Genomic DNA, 20,624 nt, shown 5'->3' on the forward strand with positions numbered 1-20,624 from the left:
CAGCGACGCTTCGTGAAATTTTCATGAACCGCAATGGCGCGAACGGTTTTACATTTTGCGCGCCATTGTAATTTCGAGGCCTTGGCGTATGACAGGCCCCGACCACCCACCGTCCTCAAGCAGGGAAGAGATCATGACTGCAATCATCGACATCATCGGCCGAGAAATCCTGGACAGCCGCGGCAACCCGACCGTCGAGGTCGATGTGCATCTGGAAGACGGAAGCTTCGGCCGTGCGGCGGTGCCGTCGGGCGCCTCGACCGGTGCGCATGAGGCCGTCGAACTGCGCGATGGCGGCATGCGTTACCTCGGCAAGGGTGTCGAGCGCGCTGTCGAAGCCGTCAACGGCGAGATCTTCGAAGCGATCGGTGGTCTCGATGCCGAGAACCAGATCCAGATCGACAAGACCATGATCGAGCTCGACGGCACGTCGAACAAGTCGCGCCTCGGCGCCAACGCCATCCTCGGCGTGTCGCTGGCCGTCGCCAAGGCTGCGGCCGAAGCTGCCGGCCTGCCGCTCTATCGCTACGTCGGCGGTCCGAACGCCCATGTTCTTCCGGTTCCGATGATGAACATCATCAATGGCGGCGCCCATGCCGACAATCCGATCGACTTCCAGGAATTCATGATCGTTCCTGTCGGTGCCGATACGATGCGCGATGCGGTCCGCATGGGTTCGGAAGTGTTTCACACGCTGAAGAAGCAGCTTGCGGCCGACGGCCACAACACCAATGTCGGCGACGAAGGCGGCTTTGCCCCGGGTCTCGCTTCTGCTCCGGCAGCCCTCGACTTCATCATGAAGTCGATCGAGAAGGCCGGCTACAAGCCGGGCGAAGACATGTTCATCGCGCTTGATTGCGCCGCAACCGAATTCTTCAAGGACGGCAAGTACGTGCTCGAAGGTGAGGGCCGTACACTGGAGCCGGGCGCCATGGCTGAATACCTCGCGGAACTCGCTGCCAAGTACCCGATCTTTTCGATCGAAGACGGCATGGCGGAAGACGACTGGGACGGCTGGAAGACCGTGACCGACAAGATCGGCTCGAAGGTTCAGCTCGTCGGCGACGATCTGTTCGTCACCAACTCGGCGCGCCTGCGCGATGGCATCAAGATGGGCGTCGCTAACTCGATCCTCGTCAAGGTCAACCAGATCGGCTCGCTCTCCGAGACACTCGATGCCGTCGAGACGGCGCACAAGGCACGCTACACCGCCGTCATGTCGCACCGCTCCGGCGAAACCGAAGACGCGACGATCGCCGATCTCGCGGTTGCCACCAACTGCGGCCAGATCAAGACCGGCTCGCTCGCCCGTTCGGACCGGCTCGCCAAGTACAACCAGCTCATCCGCATCGAAGAGCAACTCGGCCTGCAGGCCAAATACGCCGGCCGTTCGATCCTGCGCGGCTGATCCCAGAGCGGGATGAGGAAAAGTATGCGCGGTTTCCCGCCCGCATCCCGCTCTAACTTACTAGAGCGCCGCGCGTCCTGTCGGATACGCAACGCAGCAGCTAACAAACGAACCCGCTCACGTTTCCACGTGGGCGGGTTTCTGTTTTCCTGCCATTCATGGTCAACGGTCGGTTAATCAATCGCCGCTAATCTGATTTCCGTATTGCGTATCAGGGCGTGAATGGATGTGGACACGGCATCATAAGAAACGGAAACTGGGGCGGCTGGTGATGCCGCTGATCGCGGTCGCCTTTCTCTCCTACTTCGGCTATCATTCCATCCACGGCGGCTATGGCCTGAAGGCGACCGAGCAATTCGATCGCCAGATCGTCGAGCGGCAGGCGCGGCTGGATGAGCTCACGAAGCGGCGAATGATCCTTGAAAAAGAGGTTCAGCTGATGAGTGACGGGTCGCTGGAACGGGACATGCTGGATGAAAAAGCTCGCCTCGCGCTGAACATGTCGCGAAGCGACGAGATCGTTATTTTTCACCGCGCTGCAGATTAACCTGAATTCAGTTAATTGAAATTTATAGAGCAAATTCAATAATTTGCATGGAATGCGAGCCATGCAAATATGGCATTGCTGTGGCCGCTTTCTTTCCCTATGGTAACCGCAAAAGGCTAACCATTGGGAGGAACGAATGGCTCCGCGAAAATCCGCGTCCGTTTCCAGCCGCAAGAGTGCCGCAAAGCCGGCCAAGAAAGATTTCAACGGCGGCACCTTCGCCGAATTCTCCAAGGAAGAAGATCTCAACGCCTACCGCGAGATGCTGCTGATCCGGCGTTTCGAGGAGAAGGCCGGCCAGCTCTACGGCATGGGCTTCATCGGCGGCTTCTGTCACCTCTACATCGGCCAGGAAGCGGTCGTCGTCGGCATGCAGGCGGCGCTGAAGGAAGGCGACCAGGTCATCACCGGTTACCGTGATCACGGCCATATGCTGGCCTGCGGCATGAGCGCCCGCGGCGTCATGGCCGAACTCACCGGTCGTCGCGGCGGTCTTTCCAAGGGGAAGGGCGGCTCGATGCACATGTTCTCCAAGGAAAAGCACTTCTACGGCGGTCACGGCATCGTCGGCGCCCAGGTGTCGCTCGGCACCGGTCTCGCTTTCGCCAACCGCTACCGCGGCAACGACAATGTTTCCGTTGCCTACTTCGGTGACGGCGCGGCCAACCAGGGCCAGGTCTATGAAAGCTTCAACATGGCGCAGCTCTGGAAGCTGCCGGTGATCTACGTGATCGAGAACAACCGTTACGCCATGGGCACCGCCGTTTCCCGCGCCTCGGCACAGACCGACTTCTCGCAGCGCGGCGTTTCCTTCAACATTCCGGGCTTCCAGGTGGATGGCATGGACGTTCGCGCCGTCAAGGCCGCGGCCGACGAGGCTGTCGCCCATTGCCGCGCGGGCAAGGGCCCGATCATTCTGGAAATGCTGACTTACCGCTACCGCGGCCACTCGATGTCCGACCCGGCGAAGTATCGCTCGAAGGATGAAGTGCAGAAGATGCGCTCGGAGCACGACCCGATCGAGCAGGTGAAGGCCCGTCTCATGGAAAAGGGCTGGGCGAGCGAAGACGAGCTCAAGCAGATCGACAAGGAAGTCCGCGATATCGTCGCCGATAGCGCCGATTTCGCCCAGGCCGATCCGGAGCCGGATGCATCCGAGCTCTACACCGACATCCTGCTTTGATCCGGGGAGGGACAAACATGCCAGTAGAAATTCTTATGCCCGCCCTTTCCCCGACGATGGAGGAAGGCACGCTCTCGAAATGGCTGAAGAACGAGGGGGACAAGGTGTCCTCGGGTGACGTCATCGCCGAAATCGAGACCGACAAGGCGACGATGGAAGTCGAAGCCGTCGACGAAGGCACGATCGGCAAGCTGCTGATCGCCGCCGGCACCGAAGGCGTCAAGGTCAACACGCCGATCGCCGTGCTGTTGCAGGACGGTGAAGCCGCCGGCGATATCGCCGTTGCTCCGAAGGCCGAAGCGCCGAAGGCGGCAGCAGCCGAGGCTCCGGCCGCTTCCGCGCCGGCTCCGGTTGCAGCCCAGCCGAAGATTGAGGTTGCCGCCGATCCGGCAATCCCGGCCGGCACCGAAATGGTTACGATGACCGTTCGTGAAGCGCTTCGCGACGCGATGGCCGAAGAAATGCGCGCCAGCGATGATGTTTTCGTCATGGGCGAAGAAGTCGCCGAATATCAGGGCGCCTACAAGATCACCCAGGGCCTGCTGCAGGAGTTCGGTTCTCGCCGCGTCATCGATACCCCGATCACCGAGCATGGCTTTGCCGGCGTCGGCGTCGGCGCTGCCATGACCGGCCTGCGTCCGATCGTCGAGTTCATGACCTTCAACTTCGCCATGCAGGCGATCGACCAGATCATCAACTCCGCGGCCAAGACGCTCTACATGTCCGGCGGCCAGATGGGCGCCCCGATCGTCTTCCGCGGCCCGAGCGGTGCCGCTGCCCGCGTGGCCGCGCAGCACTCGCAGTGCTACGCTGCCTGGTACAGCCATATCCCCGGCCTCAAGGTCGTCATGCCCTACACGGCAGCCGACGCCAAGGGTCTGCTGAAGGCCGCGATCCGCGATCCGAACCCGGTCATCTTCCTCGAGAACGAAATCCTCTACGGTCACTCCTTTGAAGTGCCGAAGCTCGACGACTTCGTTCTGCCGATCGGCAAGGCCCGCATCCACAAGCAGGGCAAGGACGCAACGATCGTCTCCTTCGGTATCGGCATGACCTATGCCGTCAAGGCGGTTGCCGAGCTCGAGGCCCAGGGCATCGACGTCGAACTGATCGACCTGCGCACCATCCGTCCGATGGACCTGCCGACGGTCATCGAATCCGTCAAGAAGACCGGGCGTCTCGTCACCGTCGAAGAAGGCTATCCGCAGTCTTCCGTCGGCACCGAAATCGCCACCCGCGTCATGCAGCAGGCATTCGACTACCTTGACGCCCCGATCCTGACGATCGCCGGCAAGGACGTGCCGATGCCTTACGCCGCGAACCTCGAGAAGCTGGCGCTTCCGAGCGTCGCAGAGGTCGTCGATGCGGTGAAAGCCGTTTGCTACAAATAAGGGGAGGGCCCTTCGATGCCTATCAACATCACAATGCCTGCCCTCTCTCCGACGATGGAAGAAGGCAATCTGGCCAAGTGGCTCGTCAAGGAAGGCGACAAGGTCAAGTCCGGTGACGTGATTGCCGAGATCGAGACCGACAAGGCGACGATGGAAGTCGAAGCCGTCGACGAAGGCACCGTTGCCAAGATCGTCGTTCCCGCCGGTACCGAAGGCGTCAAGGTCAATGCGCTGATTGCCGTTCTTGCCGCCGATGGCGAGGATGTCGCAGCCGCTGCCAAGGGTGGCAACGGTGCAGCCGCACCGGCACCTGCCGCCAAGGCGGAAGCGCCCGCACCGGCAGCGCCGAGCGCTCCGGCGGCCGCTCCTGCACCAGCCGCCCCCACCCCGGTTGCCGCGCAGCCGGCGAAGTCCGAGGGAGGCGCGCGCGTCTTCTCTTCGCCGCTCGCACGTCGCCTGGCGAAGGACGCCGGCATCGACCTTTCGGCAATCGCCGGTTCCGGCCCGCACGGCCGCGTCGTCAAGAAGGACGTCGAGGCCGCCGTTTCCGGTGGCACCGCGAAGCCCGCGGCGGCTCCGGCTGCCGGCGCTGCAGCTCCCGCGGCCGCACCGCTCGCCAAGGGCCCGTCGGACGACGCCGTTCTCAAACTCTTCGAGCCGGGTTCCTACGAACTCGTGCCGCACGACGGCATGCGCAAGACGATCGCCAAGCGCCTCGTCGAATCCAAGCAGACGATCCCGCACTTCTACGTGTCGGTCGACTGCGAACTCGACGCACTGCTGGCGCTCCGTGCCCAGCTCAACGCCGCAGCCCCTGAAAAGGATGGCAAGCCGGTCTACAAGCTCTCCGTCAACGATATGGTTATCAAGGCCCTGGCGCTGGCACTCCGCGACGTTCCGAACGCGAACGTTTCCTGGACCGAGAACGCCATGGTCAAGCACAAGCACGCCGATGTCGGCGTTGCCGTGTCGATCCCGGGCGGCCTGATCACCCCGATCGTGCGCCAGGCGGAAGTGAAGAGCCTGTCGGCCATCTCCAACGAGATGAAGGACCTCGGCCAGCGCGCCAAGGACCGCAAGCTGAAGCCCGAGGAATACCAGGGCGGCACCACGGCGGTCTCCAACATGGGCATGATGGGCGTCAAGAACTTCGCCGCCGTCGTCAACCCGCCGCACGCGACTATCCTCGCGGTCGGTGCGGGCGAGGAGCGTGTCGTGATCAAGAACAAGCAGATGGTCATCGCCAATGTCATGACCGTTACGCTTTCGACCGACCACCGCTGCGTCGATGGCGCGCTCGGCGCCGAACTGCTCGGAGCCTTCAAGCGCTACATCGAAAACCCGATGGGCATGCTGGTCTGAGTTGGATAGGGACCGGCCCTCGGGCCGGTCCGTTCCTATTCGCGCAGTCGAAGGCGGACCCGGACGATGAAAACAGTTCTCTGCTATGGCGACAGTCTGACCTGGGGCTATGATGCCGCGGACGGAGGCCGCCACCCGCTTGCCGATCGCTGGCCGAGTGTGCTGCAGAAGGCGCTCGGTTCTGACGTCCAGGTTATCGCCGAGGGGTTGAACGGTCGCACGACCGCCTATGACGATCATCTCGCCGATTGCGATCGCAATGGTGCAAAAGTGCTGCCGACGGTGCTGCACAGCCACGCGCCGCTCGATCTCATTATATTTCTTCTCGGCTCCAACGACATGAAGCCGGTGATCCACGGAACCGCCTTCGGCGCCGTGAAGGGTATTCAGCGTCTCGTCAACCTCGTGCGCCGGCATGACTGGCCGGTCGAGGGCGAGGAGGGACCGGAGATCCTGATCGTCGCGCCGCCGGCGCTCTGCGAAACTGCCGATGCCGGATTTGCCGCCATGTTCGCCGGCGGCGTCGAGCAGTCAGCCATGCTGGCGCCGCTCTATCGCGATCTTGCCGACGAACTTGATTGCGGCTTCTTCGATGCCGGATCCGTCGCGATGACCACGCCGCTCGATGGCGTGCATCTCGATGCGGAGAATACGCGTGCGATCGGCCGGGGTCTCGAACCGGTCGTGCGGATGATGCTTGGGATCTAAGAATGGTGGGGGGCGTCACCATTCGTCCGGCGGAAAGACGTGAGGCGGCCGAGCTCGCCATTCTCGTCGACATCGCCGCGCACGGCTTTGCCTCCTGGCTCTGGTACGGCGCCGTCCTCCATGGAGTGACGGACACGGCTTTCGAGCGCGGCCGCAACAAGCTTCGCGAGGAGCCCGGGCCTGGAAACTGGCGCGACGCGCTGGTTGCCGAAACCGATGACGAGATTGCCGGTCTGTCGGTTGGCTATGCGATCGGTCCGGAGGTTCTGGAGATCGTCGCCAAGCACCCGGTGCTGGAACCCTTGCTCGCGCTGCAAAGGCAGATCGTCGGCCACTGGTTCATCGAAAGCCTCGGCGTCTATCGCCATCAGCGCGCCCGCGGGATCGGTAGCGCGCTCCTGGCAAGGGAATTCGAACGCGCCGGATCGGCGCCGGTGAGCCTGATCACCGAAAGCCACAACGTGAGCGCCCAGGCACTATACAGAGCAAACGGCTTCGGCGAGGCAGCGCGCGCCGAGGCGGTTCCGCTCTTTGACGAAAGCAAGAAACACGACTGGGTGCTGTTCACCCGCAAGGTCGCTTGAGACAAAGGCAGGAAACATATGGCTGAGAATTACGACGTCATCGTCATCGGTTCGGGTCCGGGGGGCTACATCGCCGCCATCCGCGCAGCACAGCTTGGTTTGAAGACCGCGGTCGTCGAGCGCGAGCATCTGGCCGGCATCTGCTCCAACTGGGGCTGCATCCCGACCAAGGCGCTCTTGCGTTCGGCCGAAGTCCTGCACTACGCTCAGCATCCGGGCGCCTATGGCGTCAAGATCGAGGGCACGGTGACGCCGGACCTCAAGGCGATCGTCGCGCGCTCGCGCGGCATTGCCGAGCGCATGAACGGCGGCGTCGGCTTCCTGATGAAGAAGAACAAGGTCGACGTGATCTGGGGCGAAGCGAAGCTGACGAAGCCCGGCGAAATCGTCGTCGGCAAGTCGACGAAGCCGGCCGTCCAGCCGCAGGCGCCGCTGCCGAAGAACACCAAGGGCGAGGGCACCTATACCGCCAAGCACATCATCATCGCGACCGGCGCCCGTCCGCGCGCACTTCCCGGCATCGAGCCCGATGGCAAGCTGATCTGGACCTATTTCGAGGCGATGAAGCCCGAGGAAATGCCGAAGTCGCTTGTCGTCATGGGCTCCGGCGCGATCGGCATCGAATTCGCCTCCTTCTACCGCACGATGGGCGTCGACGTGACAGTTGTCGAAGTCTTGTCGACGGTCATGCCGGTCGAGGACGCCGAGATCTCGGCGATCGCCAAGAAGCAGTTCGAAAAGCAGGGGATGAAGATCCATCTCGAAGCCAAGGTGACGAAGGTCGAGAAGGCTGCCAACTCGATCACCGCCCATGTCGAGATGAAGGACGGCAAGGTCGAGAAGATCACCGCCGACCGCATGATCTCGGCCGTCGGCGTCCAGGGCAACATCGAGAACCTCGGCCTTGAGGCGCTCGGCGTGAAGACGGACCGCGGCTGCATCGTCATTGACGGCTACGGCAAGACCAACGTGCCCGGCGTCTACGCGATCGGCGACGTCGCCGGCCCGCCGATGCTTGCCCACAAGGCCGAGCACGAGGCGGTGATCTGCGTCGAGAAGATCGCCGGCCTGCCGAACGTCCACCCGATGGACAAGCTGAAGATCCCGGGCTGCACCTATTGCCATCCGCAGGTTGCCTCCGTCGGCCTCACCGAAGCCAAGGCCAAGGAACTCGGCCGCGATATCCGCGTCGGCCGCTTCCCGTTCGTCGCCAACGGCAAGGCGATCGCGCTCGGCGAGGACCAGGGCCTGGTCAAGACGATCTTCGACAAGAAGACCGGCGAACTGCTCGGCGCCCACATGGTCGGCGCCGAAGTGACCGAACTCATCCAGGGCTTCGTCGTCGCCATGAACCTGGAGACGACGGAAGAAGACCTGATGCACACGATCTTCCCGCACCCGACGATCTCGGAGACGATGAAGGAAAGCGTGCTCGACGCCTATGGCCGTGCGCTGAACGCCTAACGGTTGTCCGGCGCCGGAACTTTTGCGGCGGCTTCGGCATTGAGGACGGCCATGTTCTCAATGCACGGAGACGAAAATGAGCGTGAACGGCGTCGGTATTCTGGCTGCGATCATCATCGGCGGTTTGGCCGGGTGGCTCGCGGAGAAGTTCATGAGCAGCGACATGGGCCTGTTCATGAACATATTGCTCGGCATCATCGGCGCGGTGGTGCTGAACTTCATCCTGGCGGCCTTCGGCATGGCTTTTGCCGGCTGGGTCGCCTACCTGGTCATCGGCTTCATCGGCGCCTGCCTGTTGATTGCCGCTGGTCGCGCCGTCAAACGATAGTCTGCCGGGCCTTCCGCGCTTCCGTCGGGCATCAAGTAAAGACGGCCTGACATTTCCCGTCGGGCCGTCTATATAGAGCGAAAATGGGTCACCCGGCCTGACGCCGGTCCCGCCGCGACGAGGATGACAGTATGGTAACGGTGTTCGATGCCGTCTCTGACCGGGCGCAACGCGTCCGCCACCCGGAAAAGGCGCACAAGCCCGACACGGAAGTGATGCGCAAGCCGGACTGGATCCGCGTCAAGGCGCCGATGTCGAAGGGCTATCAGGAGACGCGTTCGATCGTGAAGAGCAACAAGCTCGTCACGGTCTGCGAAGAGGCCGGCTGCCCGAACATCGGCGAATGTTGGGACAAGAAGCACGCCACCTTCATGATCATGGGTGAAATCTGCACCCGCGCCTGCGCCTTCTGCAACGTCGCGACCGGCAAGCCGAATGCGCTCGATCTCGAAGAGCCGGCAAACATTGCCAAGGCCGTCAAGCAGATGGGGCTGAGCCACGTCGTCATCACCTCCGTCGACCGCGACGATCTGGAAGATGGTGGTGCCGAGCATTTCGAAAAGGTCATCTGGGCGATCCGCGAGGCTTCGCCGACGACCACCATCGAGATCCTGACGCCGGACTTCCTGAAGAAACCGGGTGCGCTGGAACGCGTCGTCGCCGCCAAGCCCGACGTCTTCAACCACAACATGGAAACGGTGCCGGGCAACTATCTGACGGTCCGCCCGGGCGCGCGCTATTTCCACTCCGTGCGCCTGTTGCAGCGCGTGAAGGAACTGGACCCGACGATGTTCACCAAGTCCGGCATCATGGTCGGCCTCGGCGAGGAACGCAACGAAGTGCTGCAACTGATGGACGACCTGCGCACCGCGGATGTCGACTTCCTGACGATCGGCCAATACCTGCAGCCGACCCGCAAGCACCACAAGGTCGAGAAGTTCGTGACCCCCGAGGAGTTCAAGTCCTACGAGACCGTCGCCTATACCAAGGGTTTCCTCATGGTTTCTTCGAGCCCGCTGACGCGCTCGTCGCACCATGCCGGCGATGACTTTGCCCGTCTGAGGGCGGCGCGCGAGAAAAAGCTGCAGGCTGCCGAGTAAGGCGGACTGCGCGTTTCGAGAACGATCAGCTCCGGCGCTTGCGCCGGAGCTGTTTTGTTTTGAGAGTTTGTATTTACAGGGACGCTTGCCCAGGCCATGGCGCGACGTTCGGACGCTCGCGCCAAGCTTGCATCGGCCCGCTCGATCGCCTAACGGCTGTCTTCAGAGGAGGCGAGCCGATGCCGCGATTTATGAACGGGGAAGAGGCAGCGTCGCATCTCGGGAATGCGCAACGTATTCTGGTGATCGGCTGTTCCGGCAGCGGCAAGAGCACGCTTTCCCGGCAACTCTCCGAACGGCTCGACCTGCCGCATCTGGCGATGGACCGGGAGTTCTTCTGGATGCCGGGATGGAAGCTTCGGCCGCGACGCGACAGGAGATGCTGGCGCTGATCTCGAAGGCTGCGGCCGGCGAACGCTGGATCATGGATGGCACGGGCCCGAAGACGCTGCCGCTCAGGCTGCCGCGCGCGCATGTCGTGATCTGGATGCGGCCGCCGCGCTGGGTCTCGCTGCTCGGGGTGTTTCTGCGCTGGTTCGCCTATTGGAAAAAGACCCGTCCCGATATGGCCGACGACTGCCCGGAGAAGGTCGATCTCGATTTCCTTCGGTATATCTGGAACTTCGAGCGCCGGGATGCGGTTGAGATCGAGATGCAACTGGCGGCCCATGCCGACCTGCCGGTTCTCGTGTTGAAATCGCACGCCGAAACGGCGTTGCTACTTGCTAAGATAAAGCGGGGCCACTAGCTCTCGGACATGCCACATTTCGAAACCAACCACGTCGTCAAGCATAGCGCCGACCAGATGTTCGATCTCGTCGCCGATGTCGAGCGCTATCCCGAATTCCTGCCGCTCTGCGAGGCGTTGACGGTGCGCTCACGCAAGGAGCGCGACGGCAAGCTGCTGCTACTTGCCGACATGACCGTCGGCTACAAGGCGATCCGCGAGACCTTCACGACACAGGTGTTGTTGAACAAGGCCGAGCGTGCGATCGACGTCAAATACATCGACGGGCCGTTCAAGTATCTCGACAACCGTTGGCGTTTCGAACCGGCGGGCGAGGGCCAGTCGGTCGTGCATTTCTATATCGACTACGAGTTCAAGAGCCGCATACTCGGCGCCTTGATGGGCTCGATGTTCGACCGCGCCTTCCGGATGTTCTCCGACGCCTTCGAAAAACGCGCCGACAGAATCTACGCGATCTGAGCGATTTCCGCGAGCATGTCGAGCGCGGTGCGGACGGTCGCAAGCCGGATGCCACTGCGGCCGATGTCGCCATAACGCATCTCTCGATGCAGCATCTCACCATTTCGCCCGGATGCCGCAAGGTGCACGAGCCCGACTGGCTTTTCGGCCGAACCGCCGCTGGGACCGGCAATGCCGGTGACGGCCACCGCAAAATCCGCCGCCGAATGTCGCACCGCGCCTTCGACCATCTCGATTGCCGTTTGGCGCGAAACCGCACCATGGGCGGCAAGCGTCGCCTCCTCGACACCGAGCATGGCGACCTTCGCTTCGTTGGAATAGGTGACGAATCCGCGATCGACGACGGCAGACGAACCGGAAATCTCGGTGAGCGCTCCCGCGATCAGGCCGCCCGTGCAGGATTCGGCCGTCGCGACCTTGAGGCCGCGTGCCGTGAGCTCGGCGATGATTTCGCCAGCCTTGACTTCGATGTCGGCGGGCCACATCACGAAAGGCTCCCATAGATGACGGTGGCCGTGGCGATGGCGGCAATGCCTTCATCGCGGCCGACGAAGCCGAGGCGTTCGTTCGTCGTGGCCTTGACGGAGCAGCGGTCGAGCGAAATCCCCAGCATCTCCGCGAGGTTCTGACGCATCGTCAGGCGATGCGGCCCGACCTTCGGCGCTTCGGCGATGAGCGAGATGTCGGCATTGGTGATGACGCCGCCGCGCTCGCGCACGATGCGTGCGGCGTGTTCCAGGAAAATGCGCGACGGCGCACCCTTCCATTGTGGATCGGACGGCGGGAAATGGTCGCCGATGTCGCCGGCGCCGCAGGTGGCGAGCAGCGCGTCGGTGAGCGCGTGCAGCGCCACGTCCGCATCGGAGTGGCCGGAGAGCTTTTTCGTGTGCGGAATGAAGACGCCGCAGAGCGTGACGCCGTCACCCTCGATCAACTGGTGCACGTCGTAACCGTTGCCCGTACGCACGTCGGGCAGGGCGGTGCGCTTGAGTTTCTCGTCGGCCATGGCGATATCCCTTCTCAACGTAAGCTTGACGTTGTCGACCGTGCCCTCGACGAGGACGACCTTGAGGCCGGCCCATTCGGCGATCGAAGCATCGTCAGTGAAATCGGTGCGGCCGCTCTTGGCCGCATCCCGGTGTGCGGCAAGAATGGCCGGAAGATCGAAGGTCTGCGGTGTTTGCGCGCCATAGAGTCCGTCGCGCGGCACAGTCTCCAGCACGACGCTGCCCTTGCCCGCGCGCTTGAGCGTGTCCGCGACCGCGACCGCCGGCAGAACGGCCTTGACCTCGCCGCCGAGCGCGGCGGCACAGCGCGAAAGCAGCGCGTGATCGGCAAAGGGGCGAACCGCATCGTGGATCATGACATGGCCTACGCCGGTCCCGGCGAGTGCCTCGAGGCCGGCGAGCACGGATATCTGCCGCGTCGCACCGCCATGGACGATGATCACGTCGCCGGCCACCGAGCGTTTGCGTGCCGCGTCGAACAAGGCCTCGTCGTCCGGGTGGATGACGACGACGATCGGGCCTGCGCCCGGCCATGTCGCGAAAGTGTCAAGCGTATGGGCGATAACGGGGCGGTCGCCGATGGTTCGATACTGCTTCGGACCTTCGGCGGATTGTCCTGCACGTTCGCCGCGCCCGGCTGCAACGATCACCACGCCGCACTTGAGCTGTTCTTGAGGCTGCATCTTCTGTATGAGGTCCCGCATTCGCCGATCTTCGCCGTGATGTACCGCGAAGGATCGTGCTTTGCCAGCCAAGCTAGGAAATTTGCGCAAGGCGCCGAAATCGCTTGGCAAGCTCAAGAACAATGTCTAAAAATAGTGCAGCAACAACATGTGCCTGAAAGATAAGCATTTGCCAATTCCGGCTCTTTCATCACCGCTCCGGATCGGGACGATCGAAATCCGCAACCGGGTTGCGCTTGCGCCCATGTCCGGTGTCACCGATCTGCCATTCCGGCGGCTCGCCTGGCGCTTCGGCGCCGGCTTCGTCGTTACCGAGATGGTTGCGAGCCGCGAGCTGGTCTGCAATGCGTCGGAATCCTGGGCGCGCCTGAAGAATTCGGGGATCAAGCCGCACATCGTCCAGCTCGCCGGTCGGGAAGCGCATTGGATGGCTGAAGCCGCCAGGATCGCCGCTGACAATGGTGCCGATATCATCGACATCAACATGGGCTGCCCGGCCAAGAAAGTGACGGGCGGTTATTCCGGCTCGGCGCTGATGCGCGATCCCGACCACGCGTTGTCCTTGGTCGATGCAACGGTAAACGCCGTCGACGTGCCGGTGACGCTGAAGATGCGGCTCGGCTGGGACGAAAACTCCATCAATGCGCCGCTGATTGCGAAACGCGCCGAAGAGGCGGGCGTGAAGGCGATTACCGTGCACGGCCGCACGCGCATGCAGTTCTACAACGGCAGGGCCGATTGGGATGCAATTCGCCCGGTTCGCGACGTCGTTACCGTTCCGCTGGTCGCCAATGGCGACGTGGAGACGATCGCCGACGCGGAAGAGATTCTTCGCCGGTCGGGTGCCGACGCCGTCATGGCCGGGCGCTCGTCGCAGGGGCGCCCGTGGCACATCGGCTTTCTTGCCGGTGTCGTCGAGCACCCCTCGCAGGCGGAGATCGCCGATACCTTTGCGGAGCACTACGAGATGATGCTCGAATTCTATGGCGTCGACGTCGGCTTGCGGCACGCCCGCAAGCATGTCGCATGGTATCTCGACCGCGCCGCCCCCGACATGGCAGGCGCGGAAAAGGCTGCAATCCTGACGTCGACCGATGTCCGATTTGTCCGCGACAGGGCGCGTGCGGCGATGCTGGATGCGGCGCCGGCCGAGTCTGACGGCGAGATGGTCGCAGAAGGAATTGCCGCATGACCGAGAAACCGAGCGTTCCCGATGCGGCCGCGAACGGTCTGTCGATGGCTGTTCTGAACGCCATTCAGAACCCGGTGATTCTGGTCGATGCCAATGGATTGGTCGCTTTCGCCAACTGGGAAGCCGAATCGTTTTTCGGCGCCAGTGCCAACCACTTGGCGCGCCACAATATCAGCGCCTTCATCCCCTTCGGCAGTCCGCTGCTGACCCTGATCGAGCAGGTCCGCGAACGCAAGGCGCCGGTAAATGAATACCGCGTCGACCTGAGCTCGCCGCGTCTCGGCGCCGACAAGCTCGTCGATCTCTATGTCGCGCCGGTTCTTTCCGAGCCGGGCGCGGTCGTCGTCGTCTTCCAGGAGCGCTCAATGGCCGACAAGATCGACAGGCAGCTGACCCATCGCGGCGCTGCCCGTTCGGTGACGGGCCTTGCCTCGATGCTGGCGCATGAGATCAAGAATCCGCTTTCCGGCATACGCGGTGCTGCACAGCTGCTGGAAACCTCGGTCAATGACGAAGACAGGGCGTTGACGCGGCTGATCTGCGATGAAACTGACCGTATCGTCTCGCTGGTCGATCGCATGGAGGTGTTTTCCGACGAGCGCCCCGTGGATCGCGTGCCGCTGAACATCCACTCGGTGCTCGACCACGTGAAAGCGATCGCCAAGGCCGGCTTCGCGCGACAAATCAAGTTCGCGGAGAACTACGATCCGTCCTTGCCGCCGGTCTTCGCCAACCGCGATCAACTGGTTCAGGTTTTCCTGAACCTGATCAAGAATGCGGCCGAAGCGATCGGCGACCGCAGTGACGGCGAGATCGTGCTGACGACAGCCTACAGGCCGGGCATCCGCCTGTCCGTTGCCGGAACGCGCGAGAAGATCTCGCTGCCGCTCGAATTCTGCGTGCACGACAATGGGCCGGGCGTGCCTTCCGACCTTCTGCCGCTGCTCTTCGATCCCTTTATCACCACCAAGACCAACGGTTCCGGCCTGGGGCTCGCGCTGGTCGCCAAGATCATCGGCGCCCATGGCGGCATCGTCGAATGCGACAGCCAGCAGAACCGCACCACTTTCCGTGTCCTGATGCCAGCCTCCAAGGGCCAGGCAGCGGATGAAGACGACATGCCGATGACAAAAGGAAACCTTGCATGACGGGTGCCACGATCCTCGTTGCGGATGACGACGCAGCCATTCGCACCGTGCTGAACCAGGCGCTGAGCCGCGCCGGCTACGATGTCCGCATCACCTCCAATGCGGCGACGCTGTGGCGCTGGATTGCGGCGGGCGACGGCGATCTCGTCGTGACCGACGTCGTGATGCCCGACGAGAACGCCTTCGATCTGCTGCCACGCATCAAGAAGGCGCGCCCCGATCTGCCGGTGCTGGTCATGAGCGCCCAGAACACCTTCATGACGGCGATCAAGGCTTCGGAGAAGGGCGCTTACGACTATCTGCCGAAGCCCTTCGACCTGACCGAACTCATCGGCATCATCGGCCGGGCGCTCTCGGAACCCAAGCGTCGCCCGGCGAAGCTCGACGACGACACCCAGGACGGCATGCCGCTGGTTGGCCGTTCGGCGGCAATGCAGGAAATCTACCGGGTGCTGGCGCGCCTGATGCAGACGGATCTGACGCTGATGATCACCGGCGAGTCCGGTACCGGCAAGGAACTCGTCGCCCGCGCACTGCACGATTACGGCAAGCGCCGCAACGGCCCGTTCGTGGCGATCAACATGGCGGCGATCCCGCGCGATCTGATCGAATCCGAACTCTTCGGCCATGAGAAGGGCGCCTTCACCGGCGCACAGATGCGCTCGACCGGTCGTTTCGAGCAGGCCGAGGGCGGCACGCTCTTCCTCGACGAAATCGGCGACATGCCGATGGACGCGCAGACCCGTCTGCTGCGCGTTCTGCAGCAGGGGGAGTACACGACCGTTGGCGGCCGCACGCCGATTCGCTCGGACGTGCGCATCGTGGCGGCGACCAACAAGGACCTGAAGCAATCGATCAATCAGGGCCTGTTCCGCGAAGACCTCTATTATCGCCTCAATGTCGTGCCGTTGCGTCTGCCGCCGCTGCGGGACCGCGCAGAGGATATTCCGGATCTCGTTCGCCACTTCGTCCAGCAGGCGGAAAAGGAAGGGCTCGACGTCAAGCGCTTCGACCACGAAGCGCTGGAACTGATGAAGGCACATGCCTGGCCGGGCAACGTGCGCGAGCTGGAAAACCTGGTGCGCCGCCTCACGGCACTTTATCCACAGGATGTGATCACCCGCGAAATCATCGAAAACGAGTTGCGTTCCGAGATACCGGACAGCCCGATCGAGAAGACCGCGGCGCGGCCGGGATCGCTCACCATTTCGCAGGCCGTCGAAGAAAACATGCGCCAGTATTTCGCAAGTTTCGGCGATGCCTTGCCGCCGGCCGGCCTCTACGACCGGGTGCTTGCGGAGATGGAGTATCCGCTGATCCTGGCGGCGCTCACCGCAACCCGTGGTAACCAGATCAAGGCGGCCGATTTGCTCGGCCTCAACCGTAACACGCTGCGCAAGAAAATCCGCGAACTCGGCGTTTCGGTCTATCGCAGCTCACGCAGCGCTTGACTTGGTCACGACCACCGTTGCATTTTCGCCACAATGCGTTGCTTGAACGTGTGACGACCGCCGAATCGCCCGTCGTTGCCGTCTCGTTCAATTGATTTGACCCAATTGATTGACTGGGGCCGCAACGCAGCAGCCCATTTGGGCGGTGAGGTCAACCTTTGACCAGAGAATGCCAGCAAGTGATGCCGTCGCCGGCAGGCGGCGGTTGGGGGAACGCTTTTTATGGTGGACGCAATGGCCTTGCCGCTGGGCACAGATGAGGGACTCGCGGCGCAGGACCGGCGCGCGTCCTTTGCTCTCCCGGGGCTGATGCTGGCGACCGGCGCCTTGATCTGCGCCACCGTCTCGCTGCTCGTGCTTCTCGGATTGACGCCGATACGGCTCGAGAGAAATGTCGTCATCGCCTGCGCTGCCATCAACAGCCTGTTCGTCGTCGGCCTTATCTACCTGATCGCCCGCGAAATCCTGCGGCTGCTGCGTGCCCGCAGCAAGGGCCGCGCCGCCGCGCGCCTGCACGTCCGCATCGTTGCCCTGTTTTCGATCGTCGCGATCACGCCGGCGGTTCTCGTCGCGATTTTTGCCAGCATCACCCTCGATGTCGGTCTCGATCGCTGGTTTTCGCTGCGAACCCAGGCGATCGTCCGCTCGTCGATCAACGTCGCCCAGGCCTATGTGCTCGAGAATGCCAGCTACCTGCAGGGCCAGACCGTGTCGATGGCGAACGACCTCGAACGCAACCGGCAGCTCTACAGCCTCGACCGCACCGGCTTTACGGAGCTGATGACCCGCCAGGCACGGGGCCGCGGCATGCTCGGCGCCTTCCTCGTGCGGGCCGACGGCAGCGCCATCATCCAGGCCAACATTTCCACCGACCGTCCGCTGCCGGCCATCCCGCCAGACGCGCTGAAAAGCTCCGTATCCGGCCAGCCGACGCTGATCCCGCCAGGGGTCACCAACCTCGTCGGCGCCGTGATTCCGCTCGACGATATTCCGGGCACTTATCTCTACACGGTTCGCAACGTCGATCCGGAAGTGATGCGCTCGCTGCGGCTGATGGAAGAGAACACGGCCGAGTACAAGATGCTGGAGGCCGGGCGGACCTTCACGCAGATCGCCTTCGGCGTCCTCTACATCGGCTTTGCGCTCATCGTTCTCCTGGCGGCGATCTGGACCGCCATCGCCGTCGCCGACCGGATCGTCCGGCCCATTCGCCAATTGATCGGCGCTGCCGATAGCGTCGCCTCGGGCAATCTCGATGTCGTCGTGCCCGTGCGCGCCGTCGACGGCGACGTTGGCAACCTGTCGCGCACCTTCAACAAGATGGTCTCGGAAATCCGCAGCCAGCAGGAGCAGATCCTGGAGGCGAAGGACGAGGTCGACCATCGCCGCCGGTTCATCGAGGCCGTTCTTTCAGGCGTGACCGCCGCCGTGATCGGTGTCGGCCGCGACCGGCAGATCACCATCGCCAACTCTTCCTCCGAAGACTTCCTGAAGAAGGCGGCGCCTGAGCTCCTGGGGGCCGATCTGCGCACGGTGGCGCCGGAGATCGAAGAGGTCCTGGTCGAGGCCGAAAACCGCCATCGCAACGACTACCGCAAGCAGATCAACATCATGCGCGGCGGCACCGAGCGGACACTGAACGTTCAGGTAACGCGCGAAGAGGGCGGCGAGTCGAACGAATCCTACGTCATCACCATCGACGACATCACCGACCTCGTCATCGCGCAGCGATCGACGGCCTGGGCCGACGTGGCGCGCCGCATCGCGCATGAGATCAAGAACCCGCTGACGCCGATCCAGCTCTCCGCCGAGCGCCTGAAGCGCCGCTACGGCAAGCAGATCAATCAGGAAGACAAGGCCGTCTTCGACCAGTGCACCGATACGATCGTGCGCCAGGTGGAAGACATCGGCCGCATGGTCGACGAGTTCTCGGCTTTCGCGCGCATGCCGAAGCCGACCAAGGAAAAGGCCGATCTCCGCGCGATCCTAAAGGATGCGATGTTCCTACGCGAGATGGGCAACAATCACATCGATTTCGTGCGGGACCTCGGCGAAGAGCCGCTCGAAGGCCTGTTCGATGGGCGCATGCTTGGCCAGGCCTTCGGCAACATCGTCAAGAATGCGGTCGAATCGATCGAGGCGGTGCCGGCTGATGCGGTGCGCGGCCACGCGATGATCGTCGCACGAGCGCGAACTGACCTGGCCTCGGGTCGTTTCGTTGTCGATATCATCGACAACGGCAAGGGCCTGCCGACAGAGAACCGGCACAGGATTCTGGAGCCGTACATGACGATGCGCGAGAAGGGCACGGGCCTCGGGCTCGCCATCGTCAAGAAGATCATTGAGGACCATGGCGGACAATTGGAATTGCACGACGCGCCAGCCGATTTCGACGGCGGTGTCGGGGCGATGATCCGCGTGATCCTGCCGCCTGCCGGAGAGACCGGGGGCGAAGACAGTTTGAAGGATAAGGGTGCGAGCGATGGCCGCTGATATTCTGGTTGTGGATGATGAGGAAGATATCCGTGAGATCGTGTCGGGTATCCTCTCTGACGAAGGGCACGAAACCCGCACCGCCTTCGACAGCGACAGCGCGCTGGCGGCGATCAGCGATCGCGTGCCGCGTCTGGTCTTCCTCGATATCTGGATGCAGGGAAGCCGCCTCGACGGACTGGCGCTGCTCGACGAGATCAAGGGACGGTATCCGGATCTCCCGGTCGTCATGATTTCCGGTCACGGCAACATCGAAACCGCCGTCAACGCCATCAAGCGTGGCGCCTACGACTTCATCGAGAAGCCCTTCAAGGCCGATCGGCTGATCCTGATTGCCGAGCGGGCGCTGGAAAACTCGAAGCTCAAGCGCGAAGTCTCTGAGCTGAAGAGGAAGTCCGGCGATCCCGTTGAGCTGATCGGCACGTCGGTTGCCGTGTCGCAGCTTCGTCAGACGATCGAGAAGGTCGCGCCGACCAACAGCCGCATCATGATCCAGGGGCCGTCCGGGTCGGGCAAGGAACTGGTCGCGCGGATGATCCACCGCAAGTCGACACGCTCCGCCGGTCCGTTCGTGGCGTTGAACGCCGCGGCGATCACGCCTGACCGGATGGAGATCGCGCTTTTCGGGACCGAAGGCACGCCGGGCCAGCCGCGTCGCACGGGCGCTCTTGAGGAGGCTCATGGCGGGATTCTCTATCTCGACGAAATCGGCGAGATGCCGCGCGAGACGCAGAACAAGATCCTGCGCGTGCTGGTCGATCAACAGTTCGAACGCGTCGGTGGCACCAAGCGGGTCCGGGTCGATGTACGGATCATCTCTTCGACGGCCTACAATCTCGAAAACATGATTTCCGAGGGCCTTTTCCGCGAAGACCTGTTCCATCGGCTTGCGGTCATTCCGGTACGGGTGCCGGCGCTCGCCGAGCGGCGCGAGGACATTCCGTTCCTCGTCGACATGTTCATGCGCCAGGTCAGCGAACAGGCGGGTATCCGTCCGCGCAAGATCGGCGACGACGCGCTGGCCGTGCTCCAGGCCCATGACTGGCCCGGCAACATCCGCCAGCTTCGCAATAACATCGAGCGGCTGATGATCCTTGCCCGCAGCGACGGTCCGGATACGCCGATTTCTGCCGACATGCTGCCGACGGAAGTGGGCGATACCCTGCCGAAGATCTCGGCCCAGGGCGACCAGCACATCATGACCTTGCCGTTGCGCGAGGCTCGCGAAATGTTCGAGCGTGATTATCTGATCGCGCAGATCAACCGATTCGGCGGCAATATTTCGCGTACGGCGGAATTCGTCGGTATGGAACGGTCGGCGCTGCATCGAAAGCTGAAGTCGCTGGGCGTCTGAGCCGATACAACTTA

Annotated in this window: 20 protein-coding genes; 18 read left to right on the plus strand and 2 right to left on the minus strand. The window is 62.9% G+C overall.

The genetic code is table 11. The annotated features are described in order from the left end of the window. Positions 1-133: 133 nt before the first annotated feature. The 13 genes from eno to BHMPCIPO_RS08530 all read left to right on the plus strand — a co-directional run bounded on the left by eno (position 134) and on the right by BHMPCIPO_RS08530 (position 11,282). Positions 134-1,408 carry a phosphopyruvate hydratase gene (eno, locus tag BHMPCIPO_RS08475; protein WP_173516334.1) on the plus strand — a complete coding sequence of 425 codons (1,275 nt, stop codon included), beginning with the start codon at positions 134-136 and terminating at the stop codon, positions 1,406-1,408. Positions 1,409-1,634: 226 nt separating this feature from the next. Next, positions 1,635-1,955 carry an FtsB family cell division protein gene (locus BHMPCIPO_RS08480; RefSeq protein WP_173516335.1) on the plus strand — a complete coding sequence of 107 codons (321 nt, stop codon included), beginning with the start codon at positions 1,635-1,637 and terminating at the stop codon, positions 1,953-1,955. Between the two features lie 136 nt (positions 1,956-2,091). After that, positions 2,092-3,138, plus strand: a complete 1,047-nt coding sequence (pdhA, locus tag BHMPCIPO_RS08485) for a pyruvate dehydrogenase (acetyl-transferring) E1 component subunit alpha (RefSeq protein WP_173516336.1) — start codon at positions 2,092-2,094, stop codon at positions 3,136-3,138. Positions 3,139-3,155: 17 nt separating this feature from the next. Beyond that, complete coding sequence (locus tag BHMPCIPO_RS08490; protein ID WP_173516337.1) at positions 3,156-4,529, plus strand: pyruvate dehydrogenase complex E1 component subunit beta; 1,374 nt, start codon at positions 3,156-3,158, stop codon at positions 4,527-4,529. Positions 4,530-4,544: 15 nt separating this feature from the next. Further along, positions 4,545-5,891 carry a pyruvate dehydrogenase complex dihydrolipoamide acetyltransferase gene (locus BHMPCIPO_RS08495; RefSeq protein ID WP_173516338.1) on the plus strand — a complete coding sequence of 449 codons (1,347 nt, stop codon included), beginning with the start codon at positions 4,545-4,547 and terminating at the stop codon, positions 5,889-5,891. Positions 5,892-5,957: 66 nt separating this feature from the next. After that, on the plus strand, positions 5,958-6,599 hold the full coding sequence (locus BHMPCIPO_RS08500) for an SGNH/GDSL hydrolase family protein (protein ID WP_173516339.1): 642 nt from the start codon (positions 5,958-5,960) through the stop codon (positions 6,597-6,599). A 2-nt stretch (positions 6,600-6,601) separates the two neighbouring features. After that, positions 6,602-7,183, plus strand: coding sequence for a GNAT family N-acetyltransferase (locus tag BHMPCIPO_RS08505; protein ID WP_173516340.1), 582 nt, complete (start codon positions 6,602-6,604; stop codon positions 7,181-7,183). An 18-nt stretch (positions 7,184-7,201) separates the two neighbouring features. Next, positions 7,202-8,647, plus strand: a complete 1,446-nt coding sequence (gene lpdA / locus BHMPCIPO_RS08510; RefSeq protein ID WP_173516341.1) for a dihydrolipoyl dehydrogenase — start codon at positions 7,202-7,204, stop codon at positions 8,645-8,647. A gap of 76 nt (positions 8,648-8,723) precedes the next feature. Continuing rightward, a complete protein-coding gene (locus tag BHMPCIPO_RS08515; RefSeq protein WP_173516342.1) occupies positions 8,724-8,975 on the plus strand; it encodes a GlsB/YeaQ/YmgE family stress response membrane protein in 252 nt (83 codons plus the stop codon). A 131-nt stretch (positions 8,976-9,106) separates the two neighbouring features. Beyond that, complete coding sequence (gene lipA / locus BHMPCIPO_RS08520) at positions 9,107-10,075, plus strand: lipoyl synthase (protein WP_173516343.1); 969 nt, start codon at positions 9,107-9,109, stop codon at positions 10,073-10,075. Positions 10,076-10,254: 179 nt separating this feature from the next. Next, on the plus strand, positions 10,255-10,467 hold the full coding sequence (locus BHMPCIPO_RS32790) for a P-loop NTPase family protein (RefSeq protein WP_246304281.1): 213 nt from the start codon (positions 10,255-10,257) through the stop codon (positions 10,465-10,467). Beyond that, positions 10,455-10,823 carry a P-loop NTPase family protein gene (locus BHMPCIPO_RS32795; protein WP_246304283.1) on the plus strand — a complete coding sequence of 123 codons (369 nt, stop codon included), beginning with the start codon at positions 10,455-10,457 and terminating at the stop codon, positions 10,821-10,823. Before BHMPCIPO_RS32790 ends, BHMPCIPO_RS32795 begins: the two co-directional genes overlap by 13 nt. Positions 10,824-10,832: 9 nt before the next feature. Further along, positions 10,833-11,282, plus strand: coding sequence for a type II toxin-antitoxin system RatA family toxin (locus BHMPCIPO_RS08530; protein WP_173516344.1), 450 nt, complete (start codon positions 10,833-10,835; stop codon positions 11,280-11,282). Here the strand turns inward: BHMPCIPO_RS08530 and BHMPCIPO_RS08535 are convergent. Then, positions 11,270-11,767 (minus strand): CinA family protein, encoded by a 498-nt coding sequence (locus BHMPCIPO_RS08535; protein WP_173518120.1) that lies wholly within the window; start codon positions 11,765-11,767, stop codon positions 11,270-11,272. The genes BHMPCIPO_RS08530 and BHMPCIPO_RS08535 overlap by 13 nt on opposite strands. Beyond that, positions 11,767-12,972, minus strand: a complete 1,206-nt coding sequence (locus BHMPCIPO_RS08540; RefSeq protein ID WP_376741649.1) for a bifunctional 2-C-methyl-D-erythritol 4-phosphate cytidylyltransferase/2-C-methyl-D-erythritol 2,4-cyclodiphosphate synthase — start codon at positions 12,970-12,972, stop codon at positions 11,767-11,769. The genes BHMPCIPO_RS08535 and BHMPCIPO_RS08540 overlap by 1 nt, the downstream gene beginning before the upstream one ends. Before the next feature lie 148 nt (positions 12,973-13,120). On the opposite strand from BHMPCIPO_RS08540, the gene dusB reads away from it, so the two are divergent. From dusB to ntrX, 5 genes are all read left to right on the plus strand, one after another. Continuing rightward, on the plus strand, positions 13,121-14,164 hold the full coding sequence (gene dusB, locus BHMPCIPO_RS08545) for a tRNA dihydrouridine synthase DusB (RefSeq protein WP_173516346.1): 1,044 nt from the start codon (positions 13,121-13,123) through the stop codon (positions 14,162-14,164). Continuing rightward, on the plus strand, positions 14,161-15,312 hold the full coding sequence (locus BHMPCIPO_RS08550) for a two-component system sensor histidine kinase NtrB (RefSeq protein WP_173516347.1): 1,152 nt from the start codon (positions 14,161-14,163) through the stop codon (positions 15,310-15,312). The genes dusB and BHMPCIPO_RS08550 overlap by 4 nt, the downstream gene beginning before the upstream one ends. Continuing rightward, positions 15,309-16,763 (plus strand): nitrogen regulation protein NR(I), encoded by a 1,455-nt coding sequence (gene ntrC, locus BHMPCIPO_RS08555; RefSeq protein ID WP_173516348.1) that lies wholly within the window; start codon positions 15,309-15,311, stop codon positions 16,761-16,763. The genes BHMPCIPO_RS08550 and ntrC overlap by 4 nt, the downstream gene beginning before the upstream one ends. Positions 16,764-16,985: 222 nt before the next feature. Next, positions 16,986-19,256 (plus strand): sensor histidine kinase NtrY-like, encoded by a 2,271-nt coding sequence (locus BHMPCIPO_RS08560; protein ID WP_173516349.1) that lies wholly within the window; start codon positions 16,986-16,988, stop codon positions 19,254-19,256. Beyond that, positions 19,246-20,610 carry a two-component system response regulator NtrX gene (gene ntrX / locus BHMPCIPO_RS08565; RefSeq protein ID WP_173516350.1) on the plus strand — a complete coding sequence of 455 codons (1,365 nt, stop codon included), beginning with the start codon at positions 19,246-19,248 and terminating at the stop codon, positions 20,608-20,610. Before BHMPCIPO_RS08560 ends, ntrX begins: the two co-directional genes overlap by 11 nt. Positions 20,611-20,624 lie beyond the last annotated feature (14 nt).

This window comes from Ensifer sesbaniae (genome assembly GCF_013283665.1).
Classification (GTDB): Bacteria; Pseudomonadota; Alphaproteobacteria; order Rhizobiales; family Rhizobiaceae; genus Ensifer; species Ensifer sesbaniae.

Excerpts from the sequence above, each read along its gene's own strand:
- pdhA (WP_173516336.1), top strand. The coding sequence starts at position 2,092 with ATGGCTCCGCGAAAATCCGCGTCCGTTTCCAGCCGCAAGAGTGCCGCA.
- BHMPCIPO_RS08530 (WP_173516344.1), top strand. The coding sequence starts at position 10,833 with ATGCCACATTTCGAAACCAACCACGTCGTCAAGCATAGCGCCGACCAG.
- BHMPCIPO_RS32790 (WP_246304281.1), top strand. The coding sequence starts at position 10,255 with ATGCCGCGATTTATGAACGGGGAAGAGGCAGCGTCGCATCTCGGGAAT.
- BHMPCIPO_RS08535 (WP_173518120.1), bottom strand. The coding sequence starts at position 11,767 with ATGTGGCCCGCCGACATCGAAGTCAAGGCTGGCGAAATCATCGCCGAG.
- BHMPCIPO_RS08490 (WP_173516337.1), top strand. The coding sequence starts at position 3,156 with ATGCCAGTAGAAATTCTTATGCCCGCCCTTTCCCCGACGATGGAGGAA.
- dusB (WP_173516346.1), top strand. The coding sequence starts at position 13,121 with ATGTGCCTGAAAGATAAGCATTTGCCAATTCCGGCTCTTTCATCACCG.
- BHMPCIPO_RS08500 (WP_173516339.1), top strand. The coding sequence starts at position 5,958 with ATGAAAACAGTTCTCTGCTATGGCGACAGTCTGACCTGGGGCTATGAT.
- ntrX (WP_173516350.1), top strand. The coding sequence starts at position 19,246 with ATGGCCGCTGATATTCTGGTTGTGGATGATGAGGAAGATATCCGTGAG.
- lpdA (WP_173516341.1), top strand. The coding sequence starts at position 7,202 with ATGGCTGAGAATTACGACGTCATCGTCATCGGTTCGGGTCCGGGGGGC.
- BHMPCIPO_RS08495 (WP_173516338.1), top strand. The coding sequence starts at position 4,545 with ATGCCTATCAACATCACAATGCCTGCCCTCTCTCCGACGATGGAAGAA.
- BHMPCIPO_RS08560 (WP_173516349.1), top strand. The coding sequence starts at position 16,986 with ATGGTGGACGCAATGGCCTTGCCGCTGGGCACAGATGAGGGACTCGCG.
- BHMPCIPO_RS08550 (WP_173516347.1), top strand. The coding sequence starts at position 14,161 with ATGACCGAGAAACCGAGCGTTCCCGATGCGGCCGCGAACGGTCTGTCG.
- lipA (WP_173516343.1), top strand. The coding sequence starts at position 9,107 with ATGGTAACGGTGTTCGATGCCGTCTCTGACCGGGCGCAACGCGTCCGC.
- BHMPCIPO_RS32795 (WP_246304283.1), top strand. The coding sequence starts at position 10,455 with ATGCTGGCGCTGATCTCGAAGGCTGCGGCCGGCGAACGCTGGATCATG.
- eno (WP_173516334.1), top strand. The coding sequence starts at position 134 with ATGACTGCAATCATCGACATCATCGGCCGAGAAATCCTGGACAGCCGC.
- BHMPCIPO_RS08540 (WP_376741649.1), bottom strand. The coding sequence starts at position 12,972 with ATGCAGCCTCAAGAACAGCTCAAGTGCGGCGTGGTGATCGTTGCAGCC.
- BHMPCIPO_RS08505 (WP_173516340.1), top strand. The coding sequence starts at position 6,602 with ATGGTGGGGGGCGTCACCATTCGTCCGGCGGAAAGACGTGAGGCGGCC.
- ntrC (WP_173516348.1), top strand. The coding sequence starts at position 15,309 with ATGACGGGTGCCACGATCCTCGTTGCGGATGACGACGCAGCCATTCGC.
- BHMPCIPO_RS08480 (WP_173516335.1), top strand. The coding sequence starts at position 1,635 with ATGTGGACACGGCATCATAAGAAACGGAAACTGGGGCGGCTGGTGATG.
- BHMPCIPO_RS08515 (WP_173516342.1), top strand. The coding sequence starts at position 8,724 with ATGAGCGTGAACGGCGTCGGTATTCTGGCTGCGATCATCATCGGCGGT.